The 23,680-nt window shown below is 51.4% G+C and carries 17 protein-coding genes and 1 riboswitch; of the genes, 6 read left to right on the forward strand and 11 right to left on the reverse strand.

Features of this window, described 5'->3' with window-relative positions; translation table 11 throughout:
- Positions 1 to 21: 21 nt before the first annotated feature.
- The 3 genes from FMR86_RS10465 to nhaB all read left to right on the forward strand — a co-directional run bounded on the left by FMR86_RS10465 (position 22) and on the right by nhaB (position 4,611).
- Positions 22 to 1,491, forward strand: coding sequence for an SLC13 family permease (locus FMR86_RS10465; protein ID WP_163351160.1), 1,470 nt, complete (start codon positions 22 to 24; stop codon positions 1,489 to 1,491).
- A 141-nt stretch (positions 1,492 to 1,632) separates the two neighbouring features.
- On the forward strand, positions 1,633 to 3,072 hold the full coding sequence (locus FMR86_RS10470; RefSeq protein WP_163351162.1) for a transferase: 1,440 nt from the start codon (positions 1,633 to 1,635) through the stop codon (positions 3,070 to 3,072).
- A gap of 48 nt (positions 3,073 to 3,120) precedes the next feature.
- Positions 3,121 to 4,611: a sodium/proton antiporter NhaB gene (nhaB, locus tag FMR86_RS10475; protein ID WP_163351171.1), complete on the forward strand. Its 1,491-nt coding sequence runs from the start codon at positions 3,121 to 3,123 to the stop codon at positions 4,609 to 4,611.
- 182 nt (positions 4,612 to 4,793) lie between these two features.
- Here nhaB and FMR86_RS10480 read toward each other — a convergent pair whose 3' ends face one another.
- The 10 genes from FMR86_RS10480 to FMR86_RS20695 all read right to left on the reverse strand — a co-directional run bounded on the left by FMR86_RS10480 (position 4,794) and on the right by FMR86_RS20695 (position 17,923).
- On the reverse strand, positions 4,794 to 5,675 hold the full coding sequence (locus FMR86_RS10480; RefSeq protein ID WP_163351172.1) for a DMT family transporter: 882 nt from the start codon (positions 5,673 to 5,675) through the stop codon (positions 4,794 to 4,796).
- A gap of 167 nt (positions 5,676 to 5,842) precedes the next feature.
- On the reverse strand, positions 5,843 to 8,155 hold the full coding sequence (locus FMR86_RS10485) for a methyl-accepting chemotaxis protein (protein WP_163351174.1): 2,313 nt from the start codon (positions 8,153 to 8,155) through the stop codon (positions 5,843 to 5,845).
- Between the two features lie 212 nt (positions 8,156 to 8,367).
- Complete coding sequence (locus FMR86_RS10490; protein WP_163351445.1) at positions 8,368 to 8,598, reverse strand: hypothetical protein; 231 nt, start codon at positions 8,596 to 8,598, stop codon at positions 8,368 to 8,370.
- Positions 8,599 to 8,756: 158 nt separating this feature from the next.
- On the reverse strand, positions 8,757 to 10,814 hold the full coding sequence (locus tag FMR86_RS10495; RefSeq protein ID WP_163351176.1) for a ribonucleoside triphosphate reductase: 2,058 nt from the start codon (positions 10,812 to 10,814) through the stop codon (positions 8,757 to 8,759).
- Between the two features lie 201 nt (positions 10,815 to 11,015).
- Positions 11,016 to 11,177: riboswitch (cobalamin riboswitch) on the reverse strand.
- Positions 11,178 to 11,442: 265 nt separating this feature from the next.
- Positions 11,443 to 13,635, reverse strand: a complete 2,193-nt coding sequence (locus FMR86_RS10500) for a methyl-accepting chemotaxis protein (RefSeq protein ID WP_163351177.1) — start codon at positions 13,633 to 13,635, stop codon at positions 11,443 to 11,445.
- Positions 13,636 to 13,942: 307 nt separating this feature from the next.
- Positions 13,943 to 14,353, reverse strand: a complete 411-nt coding sequence (locus FMR86_RS10505) for a MarR family transcriptional regulator (protein WP_163351180.1) — start codon at positions 14,351 to 14,353, stop codon at positions 13,943 to 13,945.
- A gap of 15 nt (positions 14,354 to 14,368) precedes the next feature.
- The gene (locus FMR86_RS10510; RefSeq protein WP_163351182.1) at positions 14,369 to 15,103 is read right to left on the reverse strand and encodes a sulfite exporter TauE/SafE family protein; all 735 of its coding nucleotides are present in this window, start codon (positions 15,101 to 15,103) and stop codon (positions 14,369 to 14,371) included.
- A gap of 177 nt (positions 15,104 to 15,280) precedes the next feature.
- Entirely contained in the window at positions 15,281 to 15,745 is a 465-nt protein-coding gene (ybaK, locus tag FMR86_RS10515; protein WP_163351184.1) for a Cys-tRNA(Pro) deacylase, read from the reverse strand.
- A gap of 98 nt (positions 15,746 to 15,843) precedes the next feature.
- Positions 15,844 to 17,349, reverse strand: a complete 1,506-nt coding sequence (locus tag FMR86_RS10520; RefSeq protein WP_163351186.1) for an APC family permease — start codon at positions 17,347 to 17,349, stop codon at positions 15,844 to 15,846.
- Between the two features lie 439 nt (positions 17,350 to 17,788).
- Positions 17,789 to 17,923 (reverse strand): hypothetical protein, encoded by a 135-nt coding sequence (locus FMR86_RS20695; RefSeq protein ID WP_275406863.1) that lies wholly within the window; start codon positions 17,921 to 17,923, stop codon positions 17,789 to 17,791.
- Positions 17,924 to 17,936: 13 nt separating this feature from the next.
- On the opposite strand from FMR86_RS20695, the gene FMR86_RS10525 reads away from it, so the two are divergent.
- Together FMR86_RS10525 and FMR86_RS10530 are read left to right on the forward strand one after the other, a co-directional pair.
- Positions 17,937 to 18,497 carry a DUF4125 family protein gene (locus FMR86_RS10525; RefSeq protein WP_163351188.1) on the forward strand — a complete coding sequence of 187 codons (561 nt, stop codon included), beginning with the start codon at positions 17,937 to 17,939 and terminating at the stop codon, positions 18,495 to 18,497.
- Positions 18,498 to 18,503: 6 nt separating this feature from the next.
- Positions 18,504 to 19,238 (forward strand): sulfite exporter TauE/SafE family protein, encoded by a 735-nt coding sequence (locus tag FMR86_RS10530; protein WP_163351189.1) that lies wholly within the window; start codon positions 18,504 to 18,506, stop codon positions 19,236 to 19,238.
- 157 nt (positions 19,239 to 19,395) lie between these two features.
- Here the strand turns inward: FMR86_RS10530 and FMR86_RS10535 are convergent, their stop codons facing one another.
- The gene (locus FMR86_RS10535) at positions 19,396 to 20,892 is read right to left on the reverse strand and encodes a sigma-54-dependent Fis family transcriptional regulator (protein WP_163351191.1); all 1,497 of its coding nucleotides are present in this window, start codon (positions 20,890 to 20,892) and stop codon (positions 19,396 to 19,398) included.
- A gap of 334 nt (positions 20,893 to 21,226) precedes the next feature.
- Here FMR86_RS10535 and FMR86_RS10540 point away from each other — a divergent pair, with 334 nt between their 5' ends.
- Entirely contained in the window at positions 21,227 to 23,680 is a 2,454-nt protein-coding gene (locus FMR86_RS10540) for a glycyl radical protein (RefSeq protein ID WP_163351193.1), read from the forward strand.

Genomic DNA, 23,680 nt, shown 5'->3' on the forward strand with positions numbered 1-23,680 from the left:
AATTGCAAGGAGCTTAAAAAAATGACTGCTGAAGTTGCAACCAAGCCCGGATTTGATTTCAAGAGGCTGTTCTTTATGCTGCTGGGCGTCGGCCTTTTCGCCCTCGTCTACTACTGCCCGGCGTGGCCCGATGCCGTTGATCCCGGCGGAGAACATTTTGTACTGACTAAAGAAGCCAAGGGCGCCATCGGAGTATTCCTGCTGGCCGGAACCTGGTGGGTATTTGAAGTTGTACCCATCGGCGTAACCTCTCTGGCCATCGGCGTACTGCAGGCCATGTTTTTTATCCGCCCGGCCAAGGTGGCCTTCAAGGATTTTATGGACCCCTCGGTTCTGTTTATATTTGCTTCCATCATGATCGGACTCGTCTTCACCAAGACCGGACTGACCAAGCGTCTGGCCTACAAGATGCTCATGGTTGTGGGTGAAAAAACCAGCCGCATCTATCTGGGTGTATTCGTTGTAACCGCGCTGCTGACCCATATCATGGCTCACACCGCTGTTGCGGCGACTGTTTACCCGCTGCTGCTGGCTATCTACTCCCTGTACGGAGAAGGCGACAAGCCCACCAAGTTCGGTAAGGGTCTGTTCATCGGTATGGCTTACGTGGCCGGTGCCGGTTCTATCGTAACCCTGCTCGGTGCTGCACGTGGTGCGGTTGCTCTCGGTTTCTACAACGAGATTCTGGGCAAAGACGTAACCTTCTTCGAACTTACCTACTACATGGCACCCATCGGCTGGGCCATGGTCTTCATCCTCTGGGGCTTCTTCATGGTCTTCCTGAAGCCTGAAAAGGACGTCATTCCCGGCCTGCGCGAAAAAGCCAGAGAGCTTAACTCCCAGATGGGTCCGCTTTCACGTGATGAAAAAATGGCGGCAATTCTGGTTGGTGGCGTTATCCTGATCATGAGCCTGCGCTCCTTTATCCCTGAACTGAAGGCCATCGACAAGACCTCCATCATTCTGGTCTCGTCCATCTCCTTCTTTGTATTCAAAATTCTGGACATCAATGACCTTGAAGATATTCCCTGGAACATCATTCTGCTCTTCGCAGGTGCCATGTCCATCGGTTTCTGCCTCTGGGATACCGGCGCGGCCAAGTGGATGGCGGTGAACTGGCTGGTCCTCTTCCAGGAGTCAAGCGGATTCATCTTCATCATGTCCATCGCCTTCTTCGTAATGATGATGACCAACTTCATCATGAACGTGGCGGCAATTGCGATCTCGCTCCCGGTAGCACTGGTTATCGCGCCTTACCTCGGCGTTGCACCGGAAGTAATCCTCTTCGCAGCACTGGTTGTTGCCGGTATGCCCTTCCTCCTGCTGGTGGGTGCGGCTCCCAACGCCATTGCTTACGATTCCAAGCAGTTCACCACCGGGGAATTCTTCATGTACGGTATCCCCGCAAGTGTAATTCTGATGATCGTAACCGGTATCTTCGTCAAGTTTATCTGGCCCATCATGGGAATGCCTGTAAGCTTGCCGGGTTAGCCGTATAGGGTTATAAGGAAATATTAAACATAGGGCAGGACGGTCCCGGCAAGGCGTGCCGGGACCGTCCGATTTGTACAAACCCTGCTTCCGGTTTCCGCCTACGACTTCCGGTACTCAACCAAAAAGCGAGAAGGATTTATGAAACAGCTGAATAAGCTTATTGACCATATCGTCAGCCGTGTGAACGTCAACCTGCGTGAGCCTCTTGTGGACGTGGGCCCTTATATTAAAGGACTCATCCCCGAAGACAGCTTCGCCCTCTACTACGCGTTCTATTCCCTGACCAACAGCCATCCGCTCATGTTCAACTTCCGCCACTCCAGCCTTGGGGGAACCTACTTCCTCGGCAAGTGCAAAGTAAACCATTCCATCCTCTATAAGAGTGATATCCGTGGTGACGAACTGAAAAGACAGGGCAGTGAGGTTGAGGTCAACGGCCAGAAGATCAAGCTCCGTGACGATGAAGTCATTAAGATCCGCGACAGTTTTCTGATGAAAACCCTCGTCCACAACAACTCCCACGACCCTGAAAACCTTGAGTGTTTCAAAATTTCAAACACCGTATCTCTGCATTACGCAAACATTCACGGCACTTCCGTGGAAGGCTGTTTCCTTGAGCCTTTCTCCTCTGTTGACCTCTCCATCATGCATGACTGCGCTGTCGGCGCATACTCCTACGTACAGGCGGGAGAACTTTCCCATAAGCGCATCAAGCCCGGACGGATCTGGGTCAAAGCGGACGGTGCTTTTGAGTTCAACTACCAGTACCCCGAAGAAGTCCTCGAAAAATACATCCGTATGGAAGACAACAGACCCAAGGGTATCCTCATGGACTTCTTTGATGACCGCAAAGAAGACTTCGTACCCATCTATTCTTCTGTTAAGCCCGAGCTGCCCATCGACGTTCCCGAGGGAGCATCGGTCAGCCCCTATGCGGTTATCAAAGGTGACTGCAAGGTTGAGAAAAACGTTCTCGTGGCCCAGAGGTCATACATTGAGAACTCAACTCTCGGCCCCGGTGCCAACGCGCAGGAAAACTGCTACATCATCAATTCCGTCTACGAAGGTGAAGTTGTCACCCCGCACGGCGGCAAGGTAATCCACACCCACATGGGCAAACGCTCCTTCGCAGGGTTCAACTCTTTCCTCAACGGTAAAGAAGGTGCCAAGATCGAAGTGGGTGCAGGAACCATATTGATGCCGCATACTATTATCGATGCGAAAGAACCGATTAAAATACCTGACAACTATCTCGTTTGGGGCTATATCAGCAAGCAGGAAGATCTCGAAATGCACTCGATTCCTCTCTCGGACTTCGCTGCACTCAAAGGCCAGTTCCGTCTCGGTAACATGACCTTTGAAGGTATCGGAGCCAAATTTGTTGATGGCTTCAGGCACCGTATCGAACATATTCTCGAAGCAAACGGCGCTTTCTGGGACGGTACCGAAGAAACCGCGGGCCATTCCCAGCAGACTCAGGACATATCCTTCAATATCCTTCAGCCCTATCCTGAAGGAGAGTTGCAGGGACTTTATCCGGAACTGACAATCGACCCGCTGGTACCCAGCGATCTGTAGAAAGCACTGATCACTTGGTCCCAACACAAAAGGCAAAAGGAGTAACCCGTGCCCAAAACAATGTCACAGGCATTGCAGAAGAACCTTCTAGGTAATTCTCCCGACTGGTACAAACTTACCATTATCGGTTTTCTCGTGCTCAACCCCGTTCTTATGGCTGTAGCCGGTCCTTTCATCACCGGCTGGGTGTTGATCGGACAGTTTATCTTCACTCTTGCAATGGCCCTTAAATGCTATCCTCTCCCCGCAGGCGGACTGCTCGCGGTTGAAGCAATAGCGATCGGGCTGGCCTCACCTGAAACTGTTTATAACGAAACAGTACTGAACTTCCCGGTAATTCTGCTGCTGATGTTCATGGTCGCCGGTATTCATTTTATGAAAGACATGCTCCAGTATGTTTTCACCAAAATCATTACCCGCATCAAATCAAAAATCGTTATTTCACTGCTCTTTTCTCTCTCCGGCGCAGTGCTTTCCGCATTCCTTGATGCGCTGACAGTTACTGCTGTAATCATCGCGGTTGCCTACGGATTCTACGGAATCTACCACCGCTTTGCATCCACCGGTAAATGTTCACTGACCGACGACTCCCTGCTCAAAGGCGAGTGCGTCAACCACCTTGCTGAATTCCGCGGTTTCCTCAGAAACCTGATGATGCACGGTGCTGTAGGTACCGCTCTCGGTGGTGTGTGCACCATCGTAGGTGAGCCCCAGAACCTGCTCATCGGTAAGACCATGGGTTGGGAATTCATTGAATTCTTCATCAGGGTTGCTCCGGTATCCATGCCTGTTCTCGCGGTAGGTCTTGTGACCTGCATTATGCTGGAAGTGACCGGCATCTTCGGTTACGGCTACCAGCTGCCCCAGAACGTGCGTGAAATCCTCGAAGAGGAAGACCGCAAAAACGACGAAGAAATGAGCCTGAAGAAAAAAGCAGCCCTGTTCACTCAGGCCTGCGCAGCTCTCTTCCTCGTTCTCGCTCTGGCCTTCCACATTGCTGAAGTAGGTCTCATCGGTCTGACCGTTATCGTCCTGCTTACCGCCCTTAACGGCATCACCGAAGAACACCAGATCGGCCACGCGTTTGAAGAGGCCCTGCCCTTTACCGCGCTGCTGGTTGTCTTTTTCGCAATTGTAGGCGTCATCCACGAACAGCATCTCTTCGCACCGATCATTCACTACGTGCTCGGCCTTGAAGGTAAAATTCAGCTGGCTGCCTACTACCTTGCCAACGGTATCCTTTCCATGATTTCAGATAACGTATTTGTTGCGACAGTATACGTTTCCGAAACCCTGAAAGCATTCCAGAACGGCGTTATCGGCCGTGAACAGTTCGACCTGCTCGCAGTTGCAATCAACACCGGAACCAACATTCCCAGTGTTGCAACTCCTAACGGACAGGCAGCATTCCTGTTCCTGCTGACCTCCGCCATTGCTCCGCTCATCAGGCTCTCCTACGGCCAGATGGTCAAGATGGCTTTCCCCTACACCATCACCATGTCTATCACCGGCCTCGCCGCGACCTGGTACTTCCTGTAGGAATCAGCAGTATAGCTTAAACGCAAAAGCCCCCGCTGTGGATTCACAGCGGGGGCTTTATTTTGATGCGCTATCACGCTTTAAATTAATCGCATTTCGCCTCCGGCGGCCAGAGAAACTTTTTGGAAAAAGTTTCTCTGGACTCTTCAAAAACTTTCAATAGGGCTTCGCCGGGATTGTTATCAATTCCCGATAGCAGCCTTACGTTTCAAAAGCTGTAAATTAGGCAGGATAATCCCCAGCAGAATAAATCCCATCCCCGCAATCTGGACCGGGGCTATATGCTCTCCGAGCACAAAGGCTGCCAGCAGTACAGTTGTAACGGGTTCAATGGTGGAAAAAATAGCAACATTGGCACTGCCGATGGCGTCCACCGCCCGGTAGAGCTGGCTGATTGCCAACGCGGTGGGAATCAGCCCCAGCCCGACGGCAATAAACCAGCCCTGCATATTAAGATCAAATATTTTCAGCGGGGAAGAAAGCGAACTGAAGACTAGGGCCATACATAGAATCACATAAGGCACAATGGTCTTGGCTTCATCATTACGGGTAAAAATCTGGATCACGGTCAGGTAAACGGAAAAGCAGAGCATGCAGCCGAGGGCATACATAATCCCCTGAGTATCAAGCTGTTGCGCAAAGGCATTATAAAAGACCAGCCCGCTGCCCACAATAATCAGGCCCAGCGCAGCAAATACCGACCTTCCGGGCCGCAGCTTCAGGAAAACAACCGCGATAAGAGTCGTCATCAGGGGATAGAAATAGTAAATGAGCGAAGTGGTCGAGGCCGGGATGTGTTTCAGGGCCATGATAAAAAGCCATGATTGCAAAGGATAAATACCTATACCCAAAACAGCAGCCTTCAAAAGAACTCTTGGACGGACTTTCAGCAGCTTGGGACTCGTCACTCCCAGCCAGACAAAAAGAGCAATTGCCCCCACGGTGAATCGGTATTGCACCAGTTCCAGCGGCTCCAGCCCCATTCCAAGGCCGATCTTAAAAAAAATTGCCAGCGTTCCAAGCCCCAAAGCGGAAAGAATAGAATAAATCAGCCCTTTAACCATCGCAGTCTCCACAAATAAACATCAATTATTCAGGAGCCTACACCCGGCACTTATAAAAAACAACAAGGGCTGCCCGCGCACGGACAGCCCTTTGTTGTTATGATTTATTAAAACCAACGAAAAGGTTTTGGGATTCTTAAAAAGCGCGAAGCGCATCATCTCTATCTTTATCCCTGCATACGCCCGATAATCCCATCCAGCTCTTTGGCCAGTTCAGACATACGGCTGACCGCTTCGGCAGATTCATTCATAGCCTGCGCAGTCTCACTGGCAATGGTGTTGATCTGCCCGGTAGAGCGGCTGATCTGTTCACTGGCAGCGGATTGCTCCTCAGAAGCAGTGGCGATGGAACGGACCTGATCCGCAGTCTCGGAAACCTTTTCCACGATTTCCTTCAAAATGTCCCCGGACTCATTAATCAATCCGGTGACGTCCCCGATTGCTTTGGTGGATTTTTCGGTATTGGCAATGTTGGTCTTGGCACTGTCCTGAATGCGACTGATGTACTCACCTACCTCGCTGGTGGCATTCATTGTGGATTCAGCAAGCTTGCGCACTTCATCGGCGACCACAGCGAATCCGCGTCCGGCATCACCCGCACGGGCGGCCTCGATGGCGGCGTTAAGGGCCAGCAGGTTGGTCTGGTCCGCAATATCACTGATCACACCCATGATATTGCCGATACCGTCGGCCTGCTTACCGAGATCAGCCATATCCTTCTGCATCTGGTCGGACTGCTTCCTGATCAGGGAAATGGTTTCAACGGCCTGCACCACCCTCTGCTCACCTTCACCGGCCTTCTGCTGTGAAACATCGGCCAGCTCGGCGGCGGTAGAGGCATTACGGGCCACTTCAAATACAGTGGAATTCATCTCATCCATAGCAGTAGCAGCCTCACTGGCCATAACTGACTGTTCTTCTGCACCACGGCTGGATTGTTCCACCTGAGCGGCCAAGGCTTCGGAAAAACTGGAAACCTGATCAGACACCTCGGTAGCACTGGCTGCAGCCTCGGAAATCATAATACTGTTTTCTTCAATTTGTCGCTGCTGCTCACGGATTTCAGTCATATCGATCCAGATGGTGACCGAACCGAGCATCTTGTGGTCCATATCATAAAACGGAGTAGTAGAGACCATAATATTTTTATGTTTCCCGCTCATAGTCGTGTATTCGACTTCCTGTTGAATCTGATGTTCTTCCTCAATGGCTTTCTGGGAAAGGGTCTTGCGGCCTCTTTCATTATAAAAGAACTCGCCCGGATCCATACCCACAGCCTTTTCAGGACCGATCTTACTTTCAATAAGTTCACAAATCTGGGAGTTGGCCCAGAGGATATTATTTTCAGGGCCGACAATGGAACACGGCAGAACCAGACCGTTAAGAACGCCTTCGGAAAAACCGAGCTTGTTTTTCAGCTCCGCCACCATGAAGTCTATATTTTCGGAAAGATCTTTGAGTTCGCAAACAAATTTTCCTTCAAGCTCAGCCTTAAAATTGCCGTGGGCAATCTCGCTGGTAAAATCACGGATGACAGCCATGGGACCGGTAACCTGCTTGCGGATGGTCAACACAATAGCCCCCACAAGAATCAGGATCATTACAGCACCCATGCCGATAAGTACATTACGCTGTTCATGGGCAGTACGGCTCAAGTCAGAAACATAAGCGGACATGCAGACCACCCATCCGGTGGAAGGTACAACCTGAAAAGACTGGACTTTGGCCCGTCCTTCCCATTCATATTCGGTTTTGCCTTTGGAAGTTGCAAGACTGTCTTTAACAAACTGGTACTTGGATATATCTTTCAGGACAAGATCCTGACTTACCTTATGGGCAATGATACGACCTTTTTGATCCAGAATATAGGCATAGCCGTCTTCACCGATGGTAATATCGCCGATCATGGCCTGCGCATACTGCTGCCAGTCCACAGACATAAGGAAACCGCCAAGGAGTTTGCCCTGTGCGTCATGCACCGGAACAGCCATAACCACGATAAAACGATCATCAAGCACCGATTTCAACACATCGGATACCGCAAACTGTTTACCGTTCAAAACCTCGCGCACATACTGGCGGGAACTTAAATCCGCCCCTGCCGCACTCTGTCCATTGGATTTAACCCCGAAGACAATCTTCGCGCTGCGGTCAAACGCGGCGAGGGTTGCCAGCTTTTTATTATTTTTGATCCGGTTAAGCAGCTGTTTCTGTGCCCGTTCAGCGGCTGCACTATCGACAAACCCGTCCCGCACATCCTTGTTGCCGGCAAAGGCAAGCAGACTGCTGCGCGACTGTTTTAAAAAATTTTCTACATCATTTGTCAGCTTATTATTCAGAACATTCATATTCTGTTCCTGAATATGCATCACCGCAGAGTTGGTCATGGAACTGACCACAACCACAAACGCAGCGACAGAGACAAAAACGACAGCCGTAATCAAAACAGCAAGCCCAGTATTTATACTCTTAAATTTCATCCTAAACCCCTTATTATTAACAATTGAACACGCGCCATTGATGCATGAACGAGAACATTAATAATAAATTTTCTTTAAATCCTATTATTTTCGGGCCATAGCGATAAATTTATAATTGCCCAATTTAATTACTCAATCTGGATTAAACCACACCAAAAAAGCCCACTCTACAAAATGCAGAGTGGGCTTTTCATTAATACTAATCGTCTATCTTATTTGGACTTATTGTAATCTTCCAACAGCCCGTTCATTTTATTAAGCAGTTCACCACGCTCCTGAGCGACTTTTTTCCACTTCTTCTTTTCACTTTTCAGGGCCTCCACAGTGTGCAGCAGGTCCTGAATGGTGTTGGCAGGGTAGCCGTGCTTGGCATAGCTTCCCTTGCGAAGCTCTTCATCATTTCTCTGGCGCAGGGCGCGTAACTGGCTGGCTGATAATATCATACTCATATACTGTTAATGGTTCGGGTCAGTACACAAATTACATCCTGAAAACCGCCAACGCAAGCAATTACAAAATTTTATAAATACTACGCAGCAGAAGGTCCGGGAAAAATTCCCCGGACCTTGATTTTAATCTGTGCAGCTGAAAAGAACCAGTCCTAGCATGCGCATGAAGTCTGGCTGTATTCAGTCCTTTCGCGATACTCTTCCTTTTTACCCTTGTTCCAGCGGTTGACCGGACGGTAGTAACCCACAATGCGGGTGTATACCTCGGCATCCTTGCCGCAATCGGGGCATTCGAAGTGCTCGCCGTAAATGTAGCCGTGATCCTCGCAGACCGAAAAGGTCGGGGTCACCGAGATGTAAGGAATCTTGGTGTTGGTCATGGCCTTGATAATGAAGTTCTTCAGAGCGGTGGTGTCGGGCACAGCTTCACCGAGGAAGGTGTGGAACACGGTGCCGCCGTTATAAAGGGTCTGCAGCTCGTTCTGGTGCTCAAGGGCGTAGACAACGTCCTCGGTGGAACCTACGGGCAGCAGGGTGGAGTTGGTGTAGTACGGGGTATCACCACCGGAAGTGAAGATGTCGGCGTAGAGATTCTTATCGATCTTGGCCAGACGGTAGCAGGTACCTTCACCCGGAGTCGCTTCAAGATTGAAGAGGTTTCCGGTCTCTTCCTGAAACTCAACAGTCAAATCACGCAGGTGGTGCAGAACCCTCTGCATGAGGCGTGAGCCGGAGGGGGTGTCGATGCCTTTGCCCAGCAGGTTGTGGCAGGCTTCGTTACCGCCGATCAGACCGATGGTGGAGAAGTGGCCCTTGAAGCCGTTCTTCAGGTAACGCTGGGAGAAGGGAAACATGCCGTTCTCAAAATTGGCGGTAACCAGCTTGCGCTTGTACTCAAGGGAATCCTTGGCCTGAGAGGCGTACTCGGTGATAAGGTCGAGAAAATCTTCCTCACCCTGTGCGAGGTAGGCCAGCTTGGGCAGGTTCAGGGTGACAACACCGATGGAACCGGTCAGGTCTCCGGCACCGAACAGGCCGCCGGTCTTCTTGCGGATCTCGCGCAGGTCCATCTGCAGCCGGCAGCACATGGAACGCACGTCCTCAGGATTGAGGTCGGAGTTGATGAAGTTCTGGAAGTAAGGCGCGCCGTATTTGGCGGTCATCTGCAGGAGCAGCTCGCCCACTTCGCTTTCCCACGGAAAGTCCGGGGTGACGTTGTATGTAGGAATGGGGAATGAAAAAATGCGGCCGTCGGAGTCACCTTCGAGCATGACTTCAACGAAAGCACGGTTGATCATCTCCATTTCCGCTTCGTATTCACCGTAAGTAGTATCCTGAAATTCACCGCCGATAATGACCGGTTCGCTGGCAATGTGCTTGGGCGGAACAAGGTCAAAAGTGAAGTTGGTGAACGGGCTCTGGCCGCCCCAGCGGGAGGTGGTGTTCAGGTTGAAGATCAGCTTCTGCACGATCTGTTTCACACGGTCATAGTCCAGACCGTCGTGACGGATGAAGGGAGCGAGGTAGGTATCAACGTTGTTGAAAGCCTGCGCACCGGCCCATTCGTTCTGCAGGGTGCCGAGGAAATTGACCATCTGTCCGGTTACGGAATCAAAATGGCGTGCCGGACCGGAGGAGCAGCGGCCCTTGAGGCCGAAGCCGTCCAGCAGCAGGTCACGCAGAGACCAGCCCGCGCAGTATCCGGCAAGACCGAAAGAAAGGTCATGGATGTGGAAATAACCGTGCTCGTGGGCCAGCCTGATTTCCTCAGGATATTTTTCAAGGCAGTAACGGGCCTGAACCGCTCCGGACATGTGCAGCATCAGTCCCTGAAAGGAGTGGCCCATGTTGGAGTTTTCATTTACGCGCCAGTCGGAACGGTCGAGGTAGCTTTCGATGGTTCCGGCGATATCGAGGTAGGTTTCATCCTGACGGCGCAGTTCGCGGCGTTTTTCACGGTAGATGATGTAGCGTTCGGCAACAGAGTAGAGACGGTTCTCCATGAGTACCAGCTGGACCATATCCTGAACCATTTCCTGTTCGGGAACATCCACTTCGGCAAGCTTATGCTCAACCTTGCGGCCGAGACGTTTACTCAGCAGGGGATCTTTGATGCCGCTGGCTTTGAGGGCTTTAAAAATCGCTTCAGAAATACGGTCTGTAGACCAGGATTCGAGACATCCGTCACGTTTGAGAATTTGTTTGGGCATTAAACTACCTGTTAAAATTTTGTCCGCACACATCACCGCCACGCCGGAAAAAGGACGCAGAAAAGGATGCAACCTCCCCAGATTGCAAGCCCACGGCCCAGCCGTGTCTCATGGTGGTGTGGCAATTGGCGCAGGAGGCCCGGTAGGCGCATCCCGCAGGACTTTTGAAACCGGAAAAATGTCAGAAACAAGGTTTCCGGTCAGTTTGATTCTACCTCAGGCCGGGTTGCTGGCTCGGGGATAATGCACAGAATGCTTCCCTCACAGCGGCAGGACCGCCCCGGATTCAAACCGGGTTCCCGTCGTGTCCGTTCACAAATTGCTCAGAAAGCAGCAACGGACTCCTGAAGTGCTGACGACTGAGAACAGTCTACCAGACTTAAGACTGCGGTCAAGACTCTCTAGACTTTTTCTTAATGGACACCCTCTCAGCCCTTGGGGGGCTTGGCATAATCAGTGTAGAACAATAGTTTTCCACAGTTGTTCTTTACATGTTCAAAACCATTTAAGAGGTTGATTTAGAGGGAAAATATCCTGACCTTTTTCACAAAAATTCAGCCGGACAAAATTGCCCGGCTGAAATATTTTTTCGCATGGCTGTAACAGCAACTAAAACCTGATTGCGAGCCTAAACCGTTCGGCATTCCTCCCGCAATCCATCAATCAATGAACGCAATTCCATTGCCAGAATGGAAAGATCCTTTGCCGAATCATTGGACTTTTCCATGGACTGGGTAGTCAGCTCCGCCATTTGATTAATATTTTTGGACGACGAGTTAATTTGGTCCGAAGATACGGACTGTTCTTCAGCTGCAGCAGAAATATTCTGGACCTGTCCTGTAACACCGTTCACAAGGCTGACTATCTCCTCCAGAGCCTCCCCGGCCTGTTCAGCCAGACGGGTACTGTCCAATACGGATTTGGCTGCTTGCTCCATGGACTGCACATTGGCATGGGAACTTTCCTGAATGGCTTCAACAACAAGGCTCACATCCTTGGTGGCGTCCATGGTCTTCTCGGCCAGCTTGCGAACTTCATCAGCCACCACGGCAAAACCGCGTCCGGCATCCCCGGCTCGCGCAGCCTCAATTGCCGCGTTCAGGGCCAGCAGATTGGTCTGGTCTGCAATATCGCTGACCACGGACATGATCCGTCCGATATCCTCGACCCGGACATTCATCTGGTTAAGACTATCCTTGAGCTGCTCACTCTGTTCCTTGACACTGAATATGGAACTGATGGCTTCCCCGGTCATTTCCGCGCCCCGGTTGGCGGTGTCCATTGCTTCCCCGGCCCCGACCACAGCGTCTGAACAACTGCGGGCCACGCCCTGAATGGAGCAGGTCATCTGATCAAGGGCGGAAGTGGATTCGGAAAGGCTGGATTGCTGTTCCCGCGCCCTTCTGCTGGAATCAGCAACATGATTGCTGATTTCATCCGACGCCACAGAAAGACCGCTGACAATCTGCTCCAGATTGCGGACCACATCCAGCACGCCCTGCCTGCGAGCATTCTCCGCTTCCTTCTGGGCTTCGCTCAAGCCTTGCAAGGCTTCCCGGGCCGCCTCCGCCTCACGCTCGGCAGCAGCAGTGGCCCTCTCCACCTTTTCCCGGTCTATCTCAATCACATGCATCAGACTGTTGAATGAATCAGCCAGATCCCCCAATTCACCATTACCCTCCTGCTTAACCCGGAAGGACAAGTCGGCAGTACCCTGGCCTATCTCGCGGCTGGTGCGGGCCATATCACCGATAATTCTGCGCAGAGGAAGAATGATGACCCTGCGGCTGACAAGAATCAAACCGATTCCGATCAACGCAGCCAGCGCACTCAAACCGCTGACTAAATATACGGCCCGCTGCTGCATGTCATTGTAGCTTTCCACCTGCGCCGAACGGATGGAGTGCTCAAGTCCGATCAATGCCGCACGAGCCGTATCCATGGCCTGCATGGATTTATTCATTTTCAGGCTGAGGCTGTAATAGGACTTGAAGACTTCAAGATATTCCCCGGTCAAATCCACAATCTTATTAAACAATTTTGCCTCACGCCCCTTTGTGAACAAGGGGGCGAACTGCGGATAGGATGCACCCATGGATGAATCCGGATCAATCCCCATGAGTTTCTCAATATCAACAATAAGCCCGGACCCGCTGGCCGCATCTTTATAAAGGATGAAATCCTTGGCCATTTCCTGAAAACCGAGAGGCTTGTTTAGCAGGATGGCTGAAACCTGACGTTTGGCTGCCAGTTCATTCAGTCCGTCAATAGAGCCGGACATATCCTGAAGAAGAGTGCCAAGATCACGTCCCTGCAGGGCTTGGGCCTGTTCCTGAAGTGCCGCATTCTTCCCGGCCTGTTTTCTGGCACTGCGCTCTATACTCTTCTGCAGGGAAAGTGCCTGCCCAAGAATATCTACGGAAATTTCGCGCAGCCGCTTAACCTGCCCCACCCCTTCATTGAACTGCACCTGAAACAGGCTGAAACTGCGATCAAATGAATTAAAAGACTCTTTGAGATCTACAAGCGAAACACGTGCACGCTTATCAGCAATAGAAGTCATAGCCGCATCAAGATCAGCGTTCATAGAACGTACTTTATCATTATATGTGTCAAGCAACGCTGCTCCGCCATTCCCTTCTTTACTCATGGAAAGTTCTTCGCGGTGGACCAGCCAGTCCATGGCCACAGCTTGCGCCTCAGCACCCATGCTTATTATTTCATCCAGACTATTACGAATTTCCATCTGTCCGGTCAGCCTTTGCAGAGTGAATATGGAAAGAGCTCCCAGACACAGTGCACACAAGAGAAACAGCAGCATCCCGACTACAATTTTATGCGATAATTTATATGTATATTTCATAGCTCGTTTCGTTTTTTGAAAATGATTCCTGTTTTCATGTAAAAAATACAATTGACGCACCTATTGCGACTTCATGTGAAGTAATGAAAATGAGAATTCTTTTCAATCAAAAAACAGCATTAAAATAATTATACGGGTATTTTTTAATTCAGGCATATTTATCGCCACCTTCAAAAAGACAAAACTCCCTGTAATTTTGGAAAATTACAGGGAGCTTTGTTTTTGAACAAAAGTTTTCCACAGATGTTCTAAAAATGTTCGTAAATTAAAACATCCCATTCATCTTTTCAAAAAAGGACAGTAAGGCAGCACGTTCCTCATCTGAAAATTCTGCGGTCAACTCTTCAGTTAAGCGCAGGTGCAGACGATCATGCTCTTGGTACATTTCCTGCCCGGTTTCAGTGAGCTCCACGAGGATGGAACGGCGGTCGGTCTGGTGCGGCTTGCGGCAGACGAATCCTTTGTCTTCAAGACGGTCCACCAGCACGGTCAGGGTTCCGGTGGTGATGCCCATGCACTGGGCCAACTCTTTCATACGCATATCGCTATGAATGCCCAAGACTTCAAGAGTATGCATCTGAGGTAGAGTTAGTCCCTTTTCACGCACAACATCATGCTCCCACGAAGAAAGCTTTTCATAAAATTCAATCACCGCATGATTGAGCTTATTGAGCACATCCACCTCGTATATTTATATAGTTGTATAACTGTAGAACGCAAAACCGATGGTCATCAGCCCGGCGGTACGCATAACCAGCGGCTCCACCCAATCCTGTTCAAGGGTGCGCACAAAAGATGCCGCCCGGTAAATGGCATAGATCACTGCCGCAAGGGCAATGGCCGTACCCAGCGCATAGCTGGCGAAAACAGCAGTTCCCTTGAAGACGCTGCCGGAATCAAGGGCATATTTATACATGATCGCCACTGTGGGGCAAGGCACAATCATGTTCACAAATCCAATGGAAAACAAGCCCCATGCTGTCACACTGCCCAATGCGCTCACCCCATGGCCGGAGCACGAACACCCGTGGCCGTGGTGGTGATCATGATGCTGGTGGTCGTGAACATGATCATGGTCGTGGTCGTGGTCGTGGTCGTGGTCATGACTGTGCAGGATTTCTGGCTTAATCAATAGAATGCCGCCCAGCAAGACCAAAATACCGATTGTCACCAGATCCACAATATGGGTCAAAGATTCGGGAATGGTCAGGGAAATGGACCCGAGAGTCAATCCGAGAATCAGACAGGCCAGTGCTGTGCCGGAAGCAAAGGCAGCAGTAAGGGAGAAAACCCGCTTTCCGTCTTTTTCACCATAAACAAAGGGTGCCAGCACCAGCCACGAATGCCCGCAGGGATTGATCCCGTGAATAAGGCCCAGAAACAGGCTGGATTGCATTGCCACCAGAAATATTGAATCAAAATCCATTTTGAACTCCGTATAGTTTGAATATCAAATTAAACTTGTTTCAAACTACATATCTTCAGATTAGTTTGAATGTCAAACTATCTGTCAGACGAAATACATCTCACCGCTGCACAAAAGAAAAACCCGCTCGACATCAATCGAACGGGCCAGTTTCTCAATAGATTCAAACTAAGACTTTTATCGTGCTATCCCGGCAAAACTCCCATGCAGCAATCCCGCTAAATCCTGCGGGCTGAGCTCAATATCCAGCCCGCGCTTGCCGCCGCTGACATAGATAGTCTCGAATTCTTCTGCGGAAATATCAATGACCGTGGGCAAAAGCTTCTTCTGCCCCAGCGGGCTGACCCCGCCGACCACGTATCCGGTGGTACGTTCCACGAGCTTTACGTCAGCCATAGCGATCTTTTTGACCTTCACGGCCTTGGCGAGAGCCTTGAGGTCCAGCATTTTCATGACCGGAACCACGACTACGAACAGGTCTTTTCCGCTTCCGGCGACCAGAGTCTTGAAAACGCGCTCCGGGGCAACGCCCAGTTTTTCCGCTGCTTCCTTGCCGTAAGCCTCGGCGGACGGATCATGCTCGTATTCATGGACCTTGAACTGTATCTTCTTTTTCTTGGCTATATTTATTGCAGGTGTCATGGGGAGCTTTTTACACAAAACAACAAATCCCCGCCAGCATTGCTGACGGGGATATATGTTCATTTGGCAGAAAGCGATTCCTGCCGGGAATTTATTAACTACTCGGAAGCAGTCTGGGGCTGTGCCTGAGCTTCTTTGCTCTTGAAGAAAACAGGAATATCTTCACGGCCCAGAATACTCTTGCGCACGACAGCTTCAGGAAGGTTCGCCCATTCACCCCTGCTGGAGAAATAGAAGAACACACCCATGACTACCCAGGTAACCATGCACCAGCGGGAAGCCTCACTGATGTATGCCGGGGAGCCGGGAATAAGCAGCAGCACGATGGAAAGCACGGAAGCCAGAATACCCATCACGCAGCAGAACTGCTTGACCAGACGGTCGGAAACGCCCTCGGACCCCATCAGAACACGGCGTGCTGCAAGGCAGGAGAATAGATACCCGATACCGGTACCCACGGAACTCATGTCCACAATCCAGACCACAACGGAACGTCCGGCAAAGGGGGTCAGCAGGACGATAGCCATGGTGAAGAGCAGGGCTTTGTGAGGTGTGCGGTATTTGGGATGGATATCACCGAACCATGCAGGCAGAATGCGACCGCGAGCCATGCTCAGCAGCAGACGGGAGGTGGCGATGTAAAAACCGTTGATCCCGGTGCAGACCGCGCCCATAACCGCGCAGGCCAGAACAACTGCGCCCAGCTTACCGAAAGCCATGGCCGCTACTTCGCCTGTGGCCCATGCGGTTCCGCCGGTGGCGCGCATGGCGTCCATTTTAGCCAGCATTTCAGGAACGGGGATAGCAATACCTACGGCCAGAGTAACCAGAGAATAAAGAACAACACCGCACAGAATGGCGATGATCATGATGTTGCGTGCACGGGCCGGCTCAAAGGTGAATTCCTCTGCGGCCTGCGGCACAGTATCAAAGCCCACAAAGAGAAAGGGGGAGATAGCGAAAATGATCAGTACGCAGGAAAGCTCGGAACGGTGCTCTGCAAACAGGGGTGCGAGGTTGCCGAGTTGCGCGGTTTCAAGGGAAGCGGAACCGGTGAACAGAGCCACGATACCGATAGTCAGCAGGAAGGCCAGCATAACCTGCAATTTACCTGCAAAGCTATTGCCGCGATAGTTCATCCAGCCGAAAAGCAGGGTTGCCGCGGTCATGAGAATTACTTCACCTGTATAAACCTGCCACCCGGCTATGGAGTACAGCGGTCCGAATTCAAAGACCCCCGGAAAAAGGAAACGGAATATCAACGCCAGTGCGGCAACGTCGATGCCGATGATGGCTATGTACCCAAGCACGAGTGCCCACCCGCAGACAAAAGCCGCAGTGGGTCCAAAGCCGACATAAGCATATGCAAACGCGCCGCCTGCAACAGGGGCGTACTTGATCATATAGCTGTAGCAGACCGCTACAAAGCAAATCAGAAATGCGCCGACACCGAAGCCGATCAGGGTACCCATGATACCGGCCTGCGGAAGAAACATATCACCGGGGAGAACAAAGCACCCCCAGCCTACAATTGACCCCAGCGCCAGTGCCCAGACCTGCGCGGGCGACATTGATTTTTCTAATTCCAGTTTTTCTTGTGACATCAGATTATCTCTTTGTTTTTATGAGTTCGCGGCAGACACCCCGAAAAGTGCCCAACCCCGGCAGCTGCTCCTCCTCTAACCTAAAGCAACCGCCTGCTGTGTGTGCGGATTGCGAACCTGCCGCACACATAGCGCCATGCTCCCGCTTTATGCGGCATGGCCCTCCTCTCCTTTGCAAAGAGCGAACAAACATTCATAAACTTTCAATCCTACCTGAATCAGCGGCTCTACCACCAGCCGCCGCCTGTTTTAAGCAAACAGAGTGCCAATTCGTGAATTTCTTCACCATCAATATAATAGCCAGAAATAACTGGTAAAATTTTTAAAACCATCAACAACGTCAATAAATGTGTTTTAAAATATTTTTCTTTTTCGAAAGTTTTTTATCTTTTTAAAAAATTTTCTTTGTTTTGCATTTACTCACTCCCAAAGCGGCCGATTACTCACCCGCCGGACCTAAAACCTTGACTTCAGCAATCAATTCAAGATGATACTGAAAAACATACAATTTCAGCAGCTGAATTCCCTGAAAAGGCACCCCCTTTGCAAACCGAAAGCATGTTACTTTTTTCATAAAGGAGCCCCCAATGGCCGAAGATAAACGTATACAAATCATAGAAAATATCATCGCACTGGAACTGGACATGTTCCTTGCAGTGAAGAACCGCGGCGGCACCGCTGCCTGTCAGGAGCACCCGGATTCTTTCCGCATCATGCGCAACATGACCCACGGAGTAATGCCGGACGATTACCTTGAATCCTACCTCGCCGACCTTGAAAAAGCAGTGGCCGACAAGCGCAATCTCATGACCGAAAAATACGCGCTCATGGAAGGACTCATCCCGGTACAGAACGATTCCCCGGCCATTGCCGCCATCGTCCAGCTGGAAAGCGAATGGCGCAAGGAAGTAGCCGCCCAGTTCCCCCGCGCCGTGCATCCTGACGGACACCAGTCCTTCTGCATCTACCTTGGCAGTGAATTACAAACCTACTCCTCCGGAACTCTGGACATCTATCTGAATTACGCCCGCTCCGTGCAGCAAAAACACGGCAACCTCGTGCGTGAAAGATACGAAATCCTCATGCGCAAGCTGGGTTACGAGTCCCTCACCCATTGCGAAGAATCACTATCCAAACCAACAAAGTAAAATTTCATGTTCGATTCACCACACACCCTTGTTTTCCTGCTCTGGCTGATCGGCGGATTTGTATCCGGGGTCAGCGGTATCGGCGGGGCCATGGTCGCTGTTCCGGCAGCGGCAATGTTCATTCCCATGCAGGAGTTGGTTCCCCTTGCCTGCCTGCTTAACGTCATCATGGACGGCAGCATCGCGGCCATGCATTTCCGGCACTGCCGCTGGTCCGCACTTAAGCCGCTGCTGGTCGGCTCCGTACCCGGAGCTTTTGCCGGGCTGTACATCCTGACCTTTGTTTCCAGCACCATCCTACAGGGAGCGGTCGGTGCGCTGCTCATCTATTACGTGTACTGGCAGCTCACCTTCAAAGTCAAAAAAACTCACCCGGAATCATGGTCACGGGGCAGTGCCGCCGGATTCGGAGCCAGCCTGCTCGGCACGGCTATCTCATTCGACGGACCGCCCATCGGGGCCTACGGTCTCTATGTAGGCTGGGCACCGCGCGTATTCCTCGGCACCCTCGGGGTCTTTTTTGTTATCCGGGCCACTTTCACCTGCATCCTGCAGGGCAGTGCCGGGCTGATCACCCCCACGGTAATCGACTACGCCATCTACGGAGCACCGGCTACACTCATCGGGACCCTGCTATCCTTTCCGGTAATCAAGCACATCAATCAGGATTTATTCCGCAAAGTGCTCATGACCGTAATCGCACTGGCTGGAGTCGTCTGTCTGGTCAGATCATTCCTTTAATTTGATGCGCTATCGCGCTTTTTATTAAGAGATTCTCCCTCCGGGGGCCAGAGAACCCTTTTGCAAAAGGGTTCTCTGGACTCTCCCAAAACCTTTTATTAAGGCTTCGCCGTCTTTTTATTCGAAGACCGTCTTAAGAAGCTAAATGCGAAGCTTGTTAAAAATCTTCTCCAATTCCTAATTGCTGAATTTTATAGCGCAAACCGGCCCCGGTAATCTGCATAATACGGGCGGCCTTGGCCACATTGCCGCCCGTTACTTTGAGTACGTTCTTGATGCATTCAATTTCGTACTGCTGCACGCAGCTTTTAAGCGGAACCACGCTGTTGCGCTTGATCAGGCTGTAATCAAAGAAATTCTTGCCGAGCATGGACTCTTCAGCCTGCGGCGCGGCCGTTTCAGCACTTAGAGGTGTAGGCATGTAAGAATTTTCGCAGGCTTCGCGGAAATGACGGGGCAGATTCTCCACCCCGATAGAATACCGTTCGCCAAGCAGGGCAAGGCTGCCCTCGATAACGTGGAGCAACTCGCGCACGTTACCCGGCCAATCGTAATCGAGGAACATCTGAAGAACATCCGGTTCCACCCCGATGAGTCCGGGTGAACTGGTCTGTTCCGAACAGGCAATGAATGAACGAATGAGCACGGTCAGGTCTTTCTTGCGCTCACGCAGCGGCGGAATGGCTAAGCCCACCACCGCCAGACGGTAAAACAGGTCACTGCGCAGGATGCCATAACTTACGGCATTAAGCGGAGCTTCGTTGAGGATGCTGATCACCCGTACGTCCACGGGAATTTCCTTTTGCGAACCGAGCCTGCGGACCCGCTTCTCCTGCAACACGCGTAGCAGCTTGGCCTGCAAACCAAGCGGCATGGAGTTAAGTTCATCCAGCAGCAGGGTTCCGCCGTCCGCTTCCTCAAACAGACCGGGCTTATCCGGGGCATCGGTGTAGGCCCCTTTGGAGGTACCGAAAAGAATGGCTTCAAGCAGGTTCTCCGGGATAGCCGCGCAGTTCTCGGCAATAAAAGGCTTTTCCCTGCGCTCGCTTTCCATATGGATGGCCTGCGCGAATACTTCCTTACCGGTACCGCTCTCGCCCCAGATCATGACGTGCGAAGAAGACCTGGCCGCAGTGCGGGCCTCGGCCAGCACCTCGCGCAGGGAATCATCCTCGCCCACGAGGGAATCAAAGGTGTAATATGAATAGTTTTTATCGCGGGCTGCGGACTTGCGGGACCGCTTCTTGGAATCACCAAGAGGCACTGATCCGGTCCAGAGGGTGAAGGTGATTACCCCATCCTTACGACCCTGATCGTAAAGCGGGAAAAAGTCGGAAACAGTCCCGGCAAGATAGTTGTTGGTGGTCTTGTAAAGGTAGCTTTTCTTCAGAATCGGCTCATTTTTACGCAGACATTCGACTGTGGGAATGCAATCCAGCTCGTGAGGCACGTAGAGCTTGGTGATGTGCTGCCCTTCCACATGGATGCGTGAAAACCCGTCCGCCTTGCGCTGGATGGGGTTCATGTACTCGCAATACCCTTCACTATCCACCACCGCCACTCCCAGTCCCAGATCATCCCAGATGGCAAGCATCTCCGGGGTCAGCACACTGCGGCGGCTGACATTACGAAACTTTTCCCTGCTAAAATACATTTTTCACAACCTCTCTCTTTCCCCGGAACGGCTCAAAACCGGTTTGAACCTCCGGTTGCTGATGGGGTCGATAAATAAAAAAATATTTTTTGGCAAATAAAAATTTTAATCAAAAAAGAAAAATTTCTTTCTTTTTGCTTTTCCACCCCCTTCACACTATCAACGCCGCTTGTGCGCTTTTAAACACTTCTATTTCAAAAGCTTATAGTAATTTTTTGCCCACAAAACCGTCTCTGGCACAGCCCGTGCTAGTGACGGATTTAACAAGCGAACGAATCAAACTTTCAATCTACCTAAAAGACCAAAAACAATAGCACAATCACAGGAGATGGAAATGAATACTACCCTGTCTGCAAAAGAAGAAACCAGAACTGCCGAAGGATACGGCATCAACTGGGATACAGCTGAAGACCGCGTCAAGGAACTCAAGGATTACCTCATGAACGCTCCGCAGGTCATGGACCCCGAGCGTCTGAAGTTCCTGAACGAAGTATATGAAAAACATCAGGGTGAACCTGTAGTATATGTCCGCGCCAAAGTTCTGGAACGTGTACTAACCCAGAAAAAAATCTTTCTCGACGGCAACCCCATTGTAGGTACCCTTACAGGTGTGCGTGCCGGTGTTTACGCCTACCCCGAATGGAACGTCTCCTGGATCAAAGAAGAAATGCAGATGGCCAAAATGGCCTCCCTCGGCGAAATGAAAATCCCCGCCGAGACTCAGGAACTGCTCGAAAAGACCTACAAGCTCTGGAAAGGCCGCACCGCCATCGACCAGAACAACAAGATGTACAAGGAAAAGTACGGTGAAAGCGCGAAGAAGTACGCCAAAGCAGGCATGTACTACGAAAACGTTTCCGTTGCTTCCGGTTCCGGTATCGCTGATTACGGCATGGTGCTGAACAAAGGTATCCGCCACCTTATGGAAGAAGTGCGCACCCGCCTCACCGAAACCCAGAACACCCTTGCCAACCGCGACAAGATCGACCTTTACCGCTCCATGCTGATCACCTTTGACGCGGTAATCAAGCACTCCCACCGCTACGCTGATCTGGCTGAAAAGACCGCGGCTGAAGAATCCGATCCTAAAGTAAAAGCGGAACTGCTGGAAATCGCAGAAATCTGCCGCCGCGTTCCCGAACACCCGGCCCGCAACTTCCGCGAAGCTATCCAGTCTTTCTGGTTCACCCACCTCTGCGTGGCAACCGAGCAGATGGCCTGCGCAGTTTCCCCCGGTCGCTACGGCCAGTACATGTACCCCTTCTTCAAAAAAGACATTGACGAAGGCAACCTGACCCGCGAGCAGGTTCTGACCATGCTCAAGTTCCAGTGGATTCGTCACCTCGAACTGGGCGAATATCAGGGCAACTCCTACGCGCTGACCCTTTCCGGACACACCGGGCAGTCCATGACCATCGGCGGTGTGGATAAAGACGGCCGTGATGCTTCCACCGAACTGGAAGAGCTCATGCTCGAAACCCAGATTCAGATGAAGAGCATCCAGCCCACCCTGACCCTGCTTTACCATCCGAAGCTCAAAGAATCCTACATGCAGAAAGTTGTTGAGTGCATCCGCGGCGGTTCCGGCCAGCCCCAGATTTTGAACAACAACGCAGTTATCCAGCGCACCCTCGCCCGTTTTGCGCAGTACCCCGACGGCATCACCCTTGAAGATGCCCGTAACTGCGGTAACTACGGCTGCGTATCCACCGGTGTCTGCGGCAAAGGAAGTTTCATCACTCAGGAAGACCAGCCCTGCCTCGCAAAAGTTGTGGAACTGGTGCTTAACAACGGTAAATGCCCGGTAACCAAGAAAAAGGTCGGCGCAGAAACCGGAGATCCCATCACTTTCGAAACCTTCGAAGACCTTTACGAAGCAGTAAAAGGACAGCTGGACAACCTGTTCCGCATTTCCCGCGCCCACTCCGATCTCAGCCAGATGGCCCGCCTGCAGGTTGTACCGAGCGTATTCCGCTCCGCCATGTACGACGGCTGCATTGAAAAGGGCATGTGCGAGGAAGCAGGCGGAACCCGCTACCCGCAGGTCAACCCGATCATGACTGCAGGTATCGATGCCGCCAACTCCATCCTCGCCATCAAGCACCTTGTATACGATACCAAGGCTGTAACCATGGAAGAGCTGCTTGAAGCACTCAAGGCCAACTTCGAAGGTTACGAAGAACTGCGCCAGATGTGCTTTGACGCACCCAAGCACGGCAACGATGTGGAAGAAGTTCAGGAAATCGTTCAGCGTTTCTACCGCGATGTGGATGAAATCCACCACTCTCAGGGTCCGGACTGCTTCGGACAGCGTACCCCGCTTGATGCATACTCCCTTTCCTACCACAACTACTTCGGCGGCATGATGGGCGCACTGCCCAACGGTCGTAAAGCAGGCGTGGCCCTCACCGACGGCAGTGTTTCCGCAATGCCCGGTACCGACAAGGAAGGCATCACCGCACTGATCAAATCCGGTGCTGAAGCAATCGATACCGTCCGTTACGGCGCGAACCACTTCAACGTGAAGTTCTCCCCCTCCGTACTGGAAGGTCCGCAGGGCGCGAAAACCCTGATCTCCCTGATCAAGACCTACTGCGATTTCGGCGGATCTCACATCCAGTTCAACTGCGTAAGCTCCGATACCCTCAAGGATGCGCAGCAGAACCCGCAGGATTACTCCGACCTTATCGTACGCGTGGCAGGCTTCAGTGCCTACTTCACCCGCCTCGACTGCGGCGTGCAGAACGAAATCATCAAACGCACCGAATACGACGCAGGTCGTTGCTAA

This window comes from Desulfovibrio sp. JC010 (assembly GCF_010470675.1).
Classification (GTDB): domain Bacteria; phylum Desulfobacterota; class Desulfovibrionia; order Desulfovibrionales; family Desulfovibrionaceae; genus Maridesulfovibrio.

Bases quoted from the DNA above. Each gene is read 5' to 3' on its own strand.
- FMR86_RS10500 (WP_163351177.1), bottom strand. From the start codon at position 13,635: ATGCTGCTGTTTCTCTTGTGTGCACTGTGTCTGGGAGCTCTTTCCATA.
- FMR86_RS10530 (WP_163351189.1), top strand. From the start codon at position 18,504: ATGTTCGATTCACCACACACCCTTGTTTTCCTGCTCTGGCTGATCGGC.
- FMR86_RS10510 (WP_163351182.1), bottom strand. From the start codon at position 15,103: ATGGATTTTGATTCAATATTTCTGGTGGCAATGCAATCCAGCCTGTTT.
- FMR86_RS10525 (WP_163351188.1), top strand. From the start codon at position 17,937: ATGGCCGAAGATAAACGTATACAAATCATAGAAAATATCATCGCACTG.
- FMR86_RS10535 (WP_163351191.1), bottom strand. From the start codon at position 20,892: ATGTATTTTAGCAGGGAAAAGTTTCGTAATGTCAGCCGCCGCAGTGTG.
- FMR86_RS10485 (WP_163351174.1), bottom strand. From the start codon at position 8,155: ATGAAATTTAAGAGTATAAATACTGGGCTTGCTGTTTTGATTACGGCT.
- FMR86_RS10490 (WP_163351445.1), bottom strand. From the start codon at position 8,598: ATGATATTATCAGCCAGCCAGTTACGCGCCCTGCGCCAGAGAAATGAT.
- ybaK (WP_163351184.1), bottom strand. From the start codon at position 15,745: ATGACACCTGCAATAAATATAGCCAAGAAAAAGAAGATACAGTTCAAG.
- FMR86_RS10465 (WP_163351160.1), top strand. From the start codon at position 22: ATGACTGCTGAAGTTGCAACCAAGCCCGGATTTGATTTCAAGAGGCTG.
- FMR86_RS20695 (WP_275406863.1), bottom strand. From the start codon at position 17,923: ATGAAAAAAGTAACATGCTTTCGGTTTGCAAAGGGGGTGCCTTTTCAG.
- FMR86_RS10470 (WP_163351162.1), top strand. From the start codon at position 1,633: ATGAAACAGCTGAATAAGCTTATTGACCATATCGTCAGCCGTGTGAAC.
- FMR86_RS10520 (WP_163351186.1), bottom strand. From the start codon at position 17,349: ATGTCACAAGAAAAACTGGAATTAGAAAAATCAATGTCGCCCGCGCAG.
- FMR86_RS10540 (WP_163351193.1), top strand. From the start codon at position 21,227: ATGAATACTACCCTGTCTGCAAAAGAAGAAACCAGAACTGCCGAAGGA.
- FMR86_RS10495 (WP_163351176.1), bottom strand. From the start codon at position 10,814: ATGCCCAAACAAATTCTCAAACGTGACGGATGTCTCGAATCCTGGTCT.
- FMR86_RS10480 (WP_163351172.1), bottom strand. From the start codon at position 5,675: ATGGTTAAAGGGCTGATTTATTCTATTCTTTCCGCTTTGGGGCTTGGA.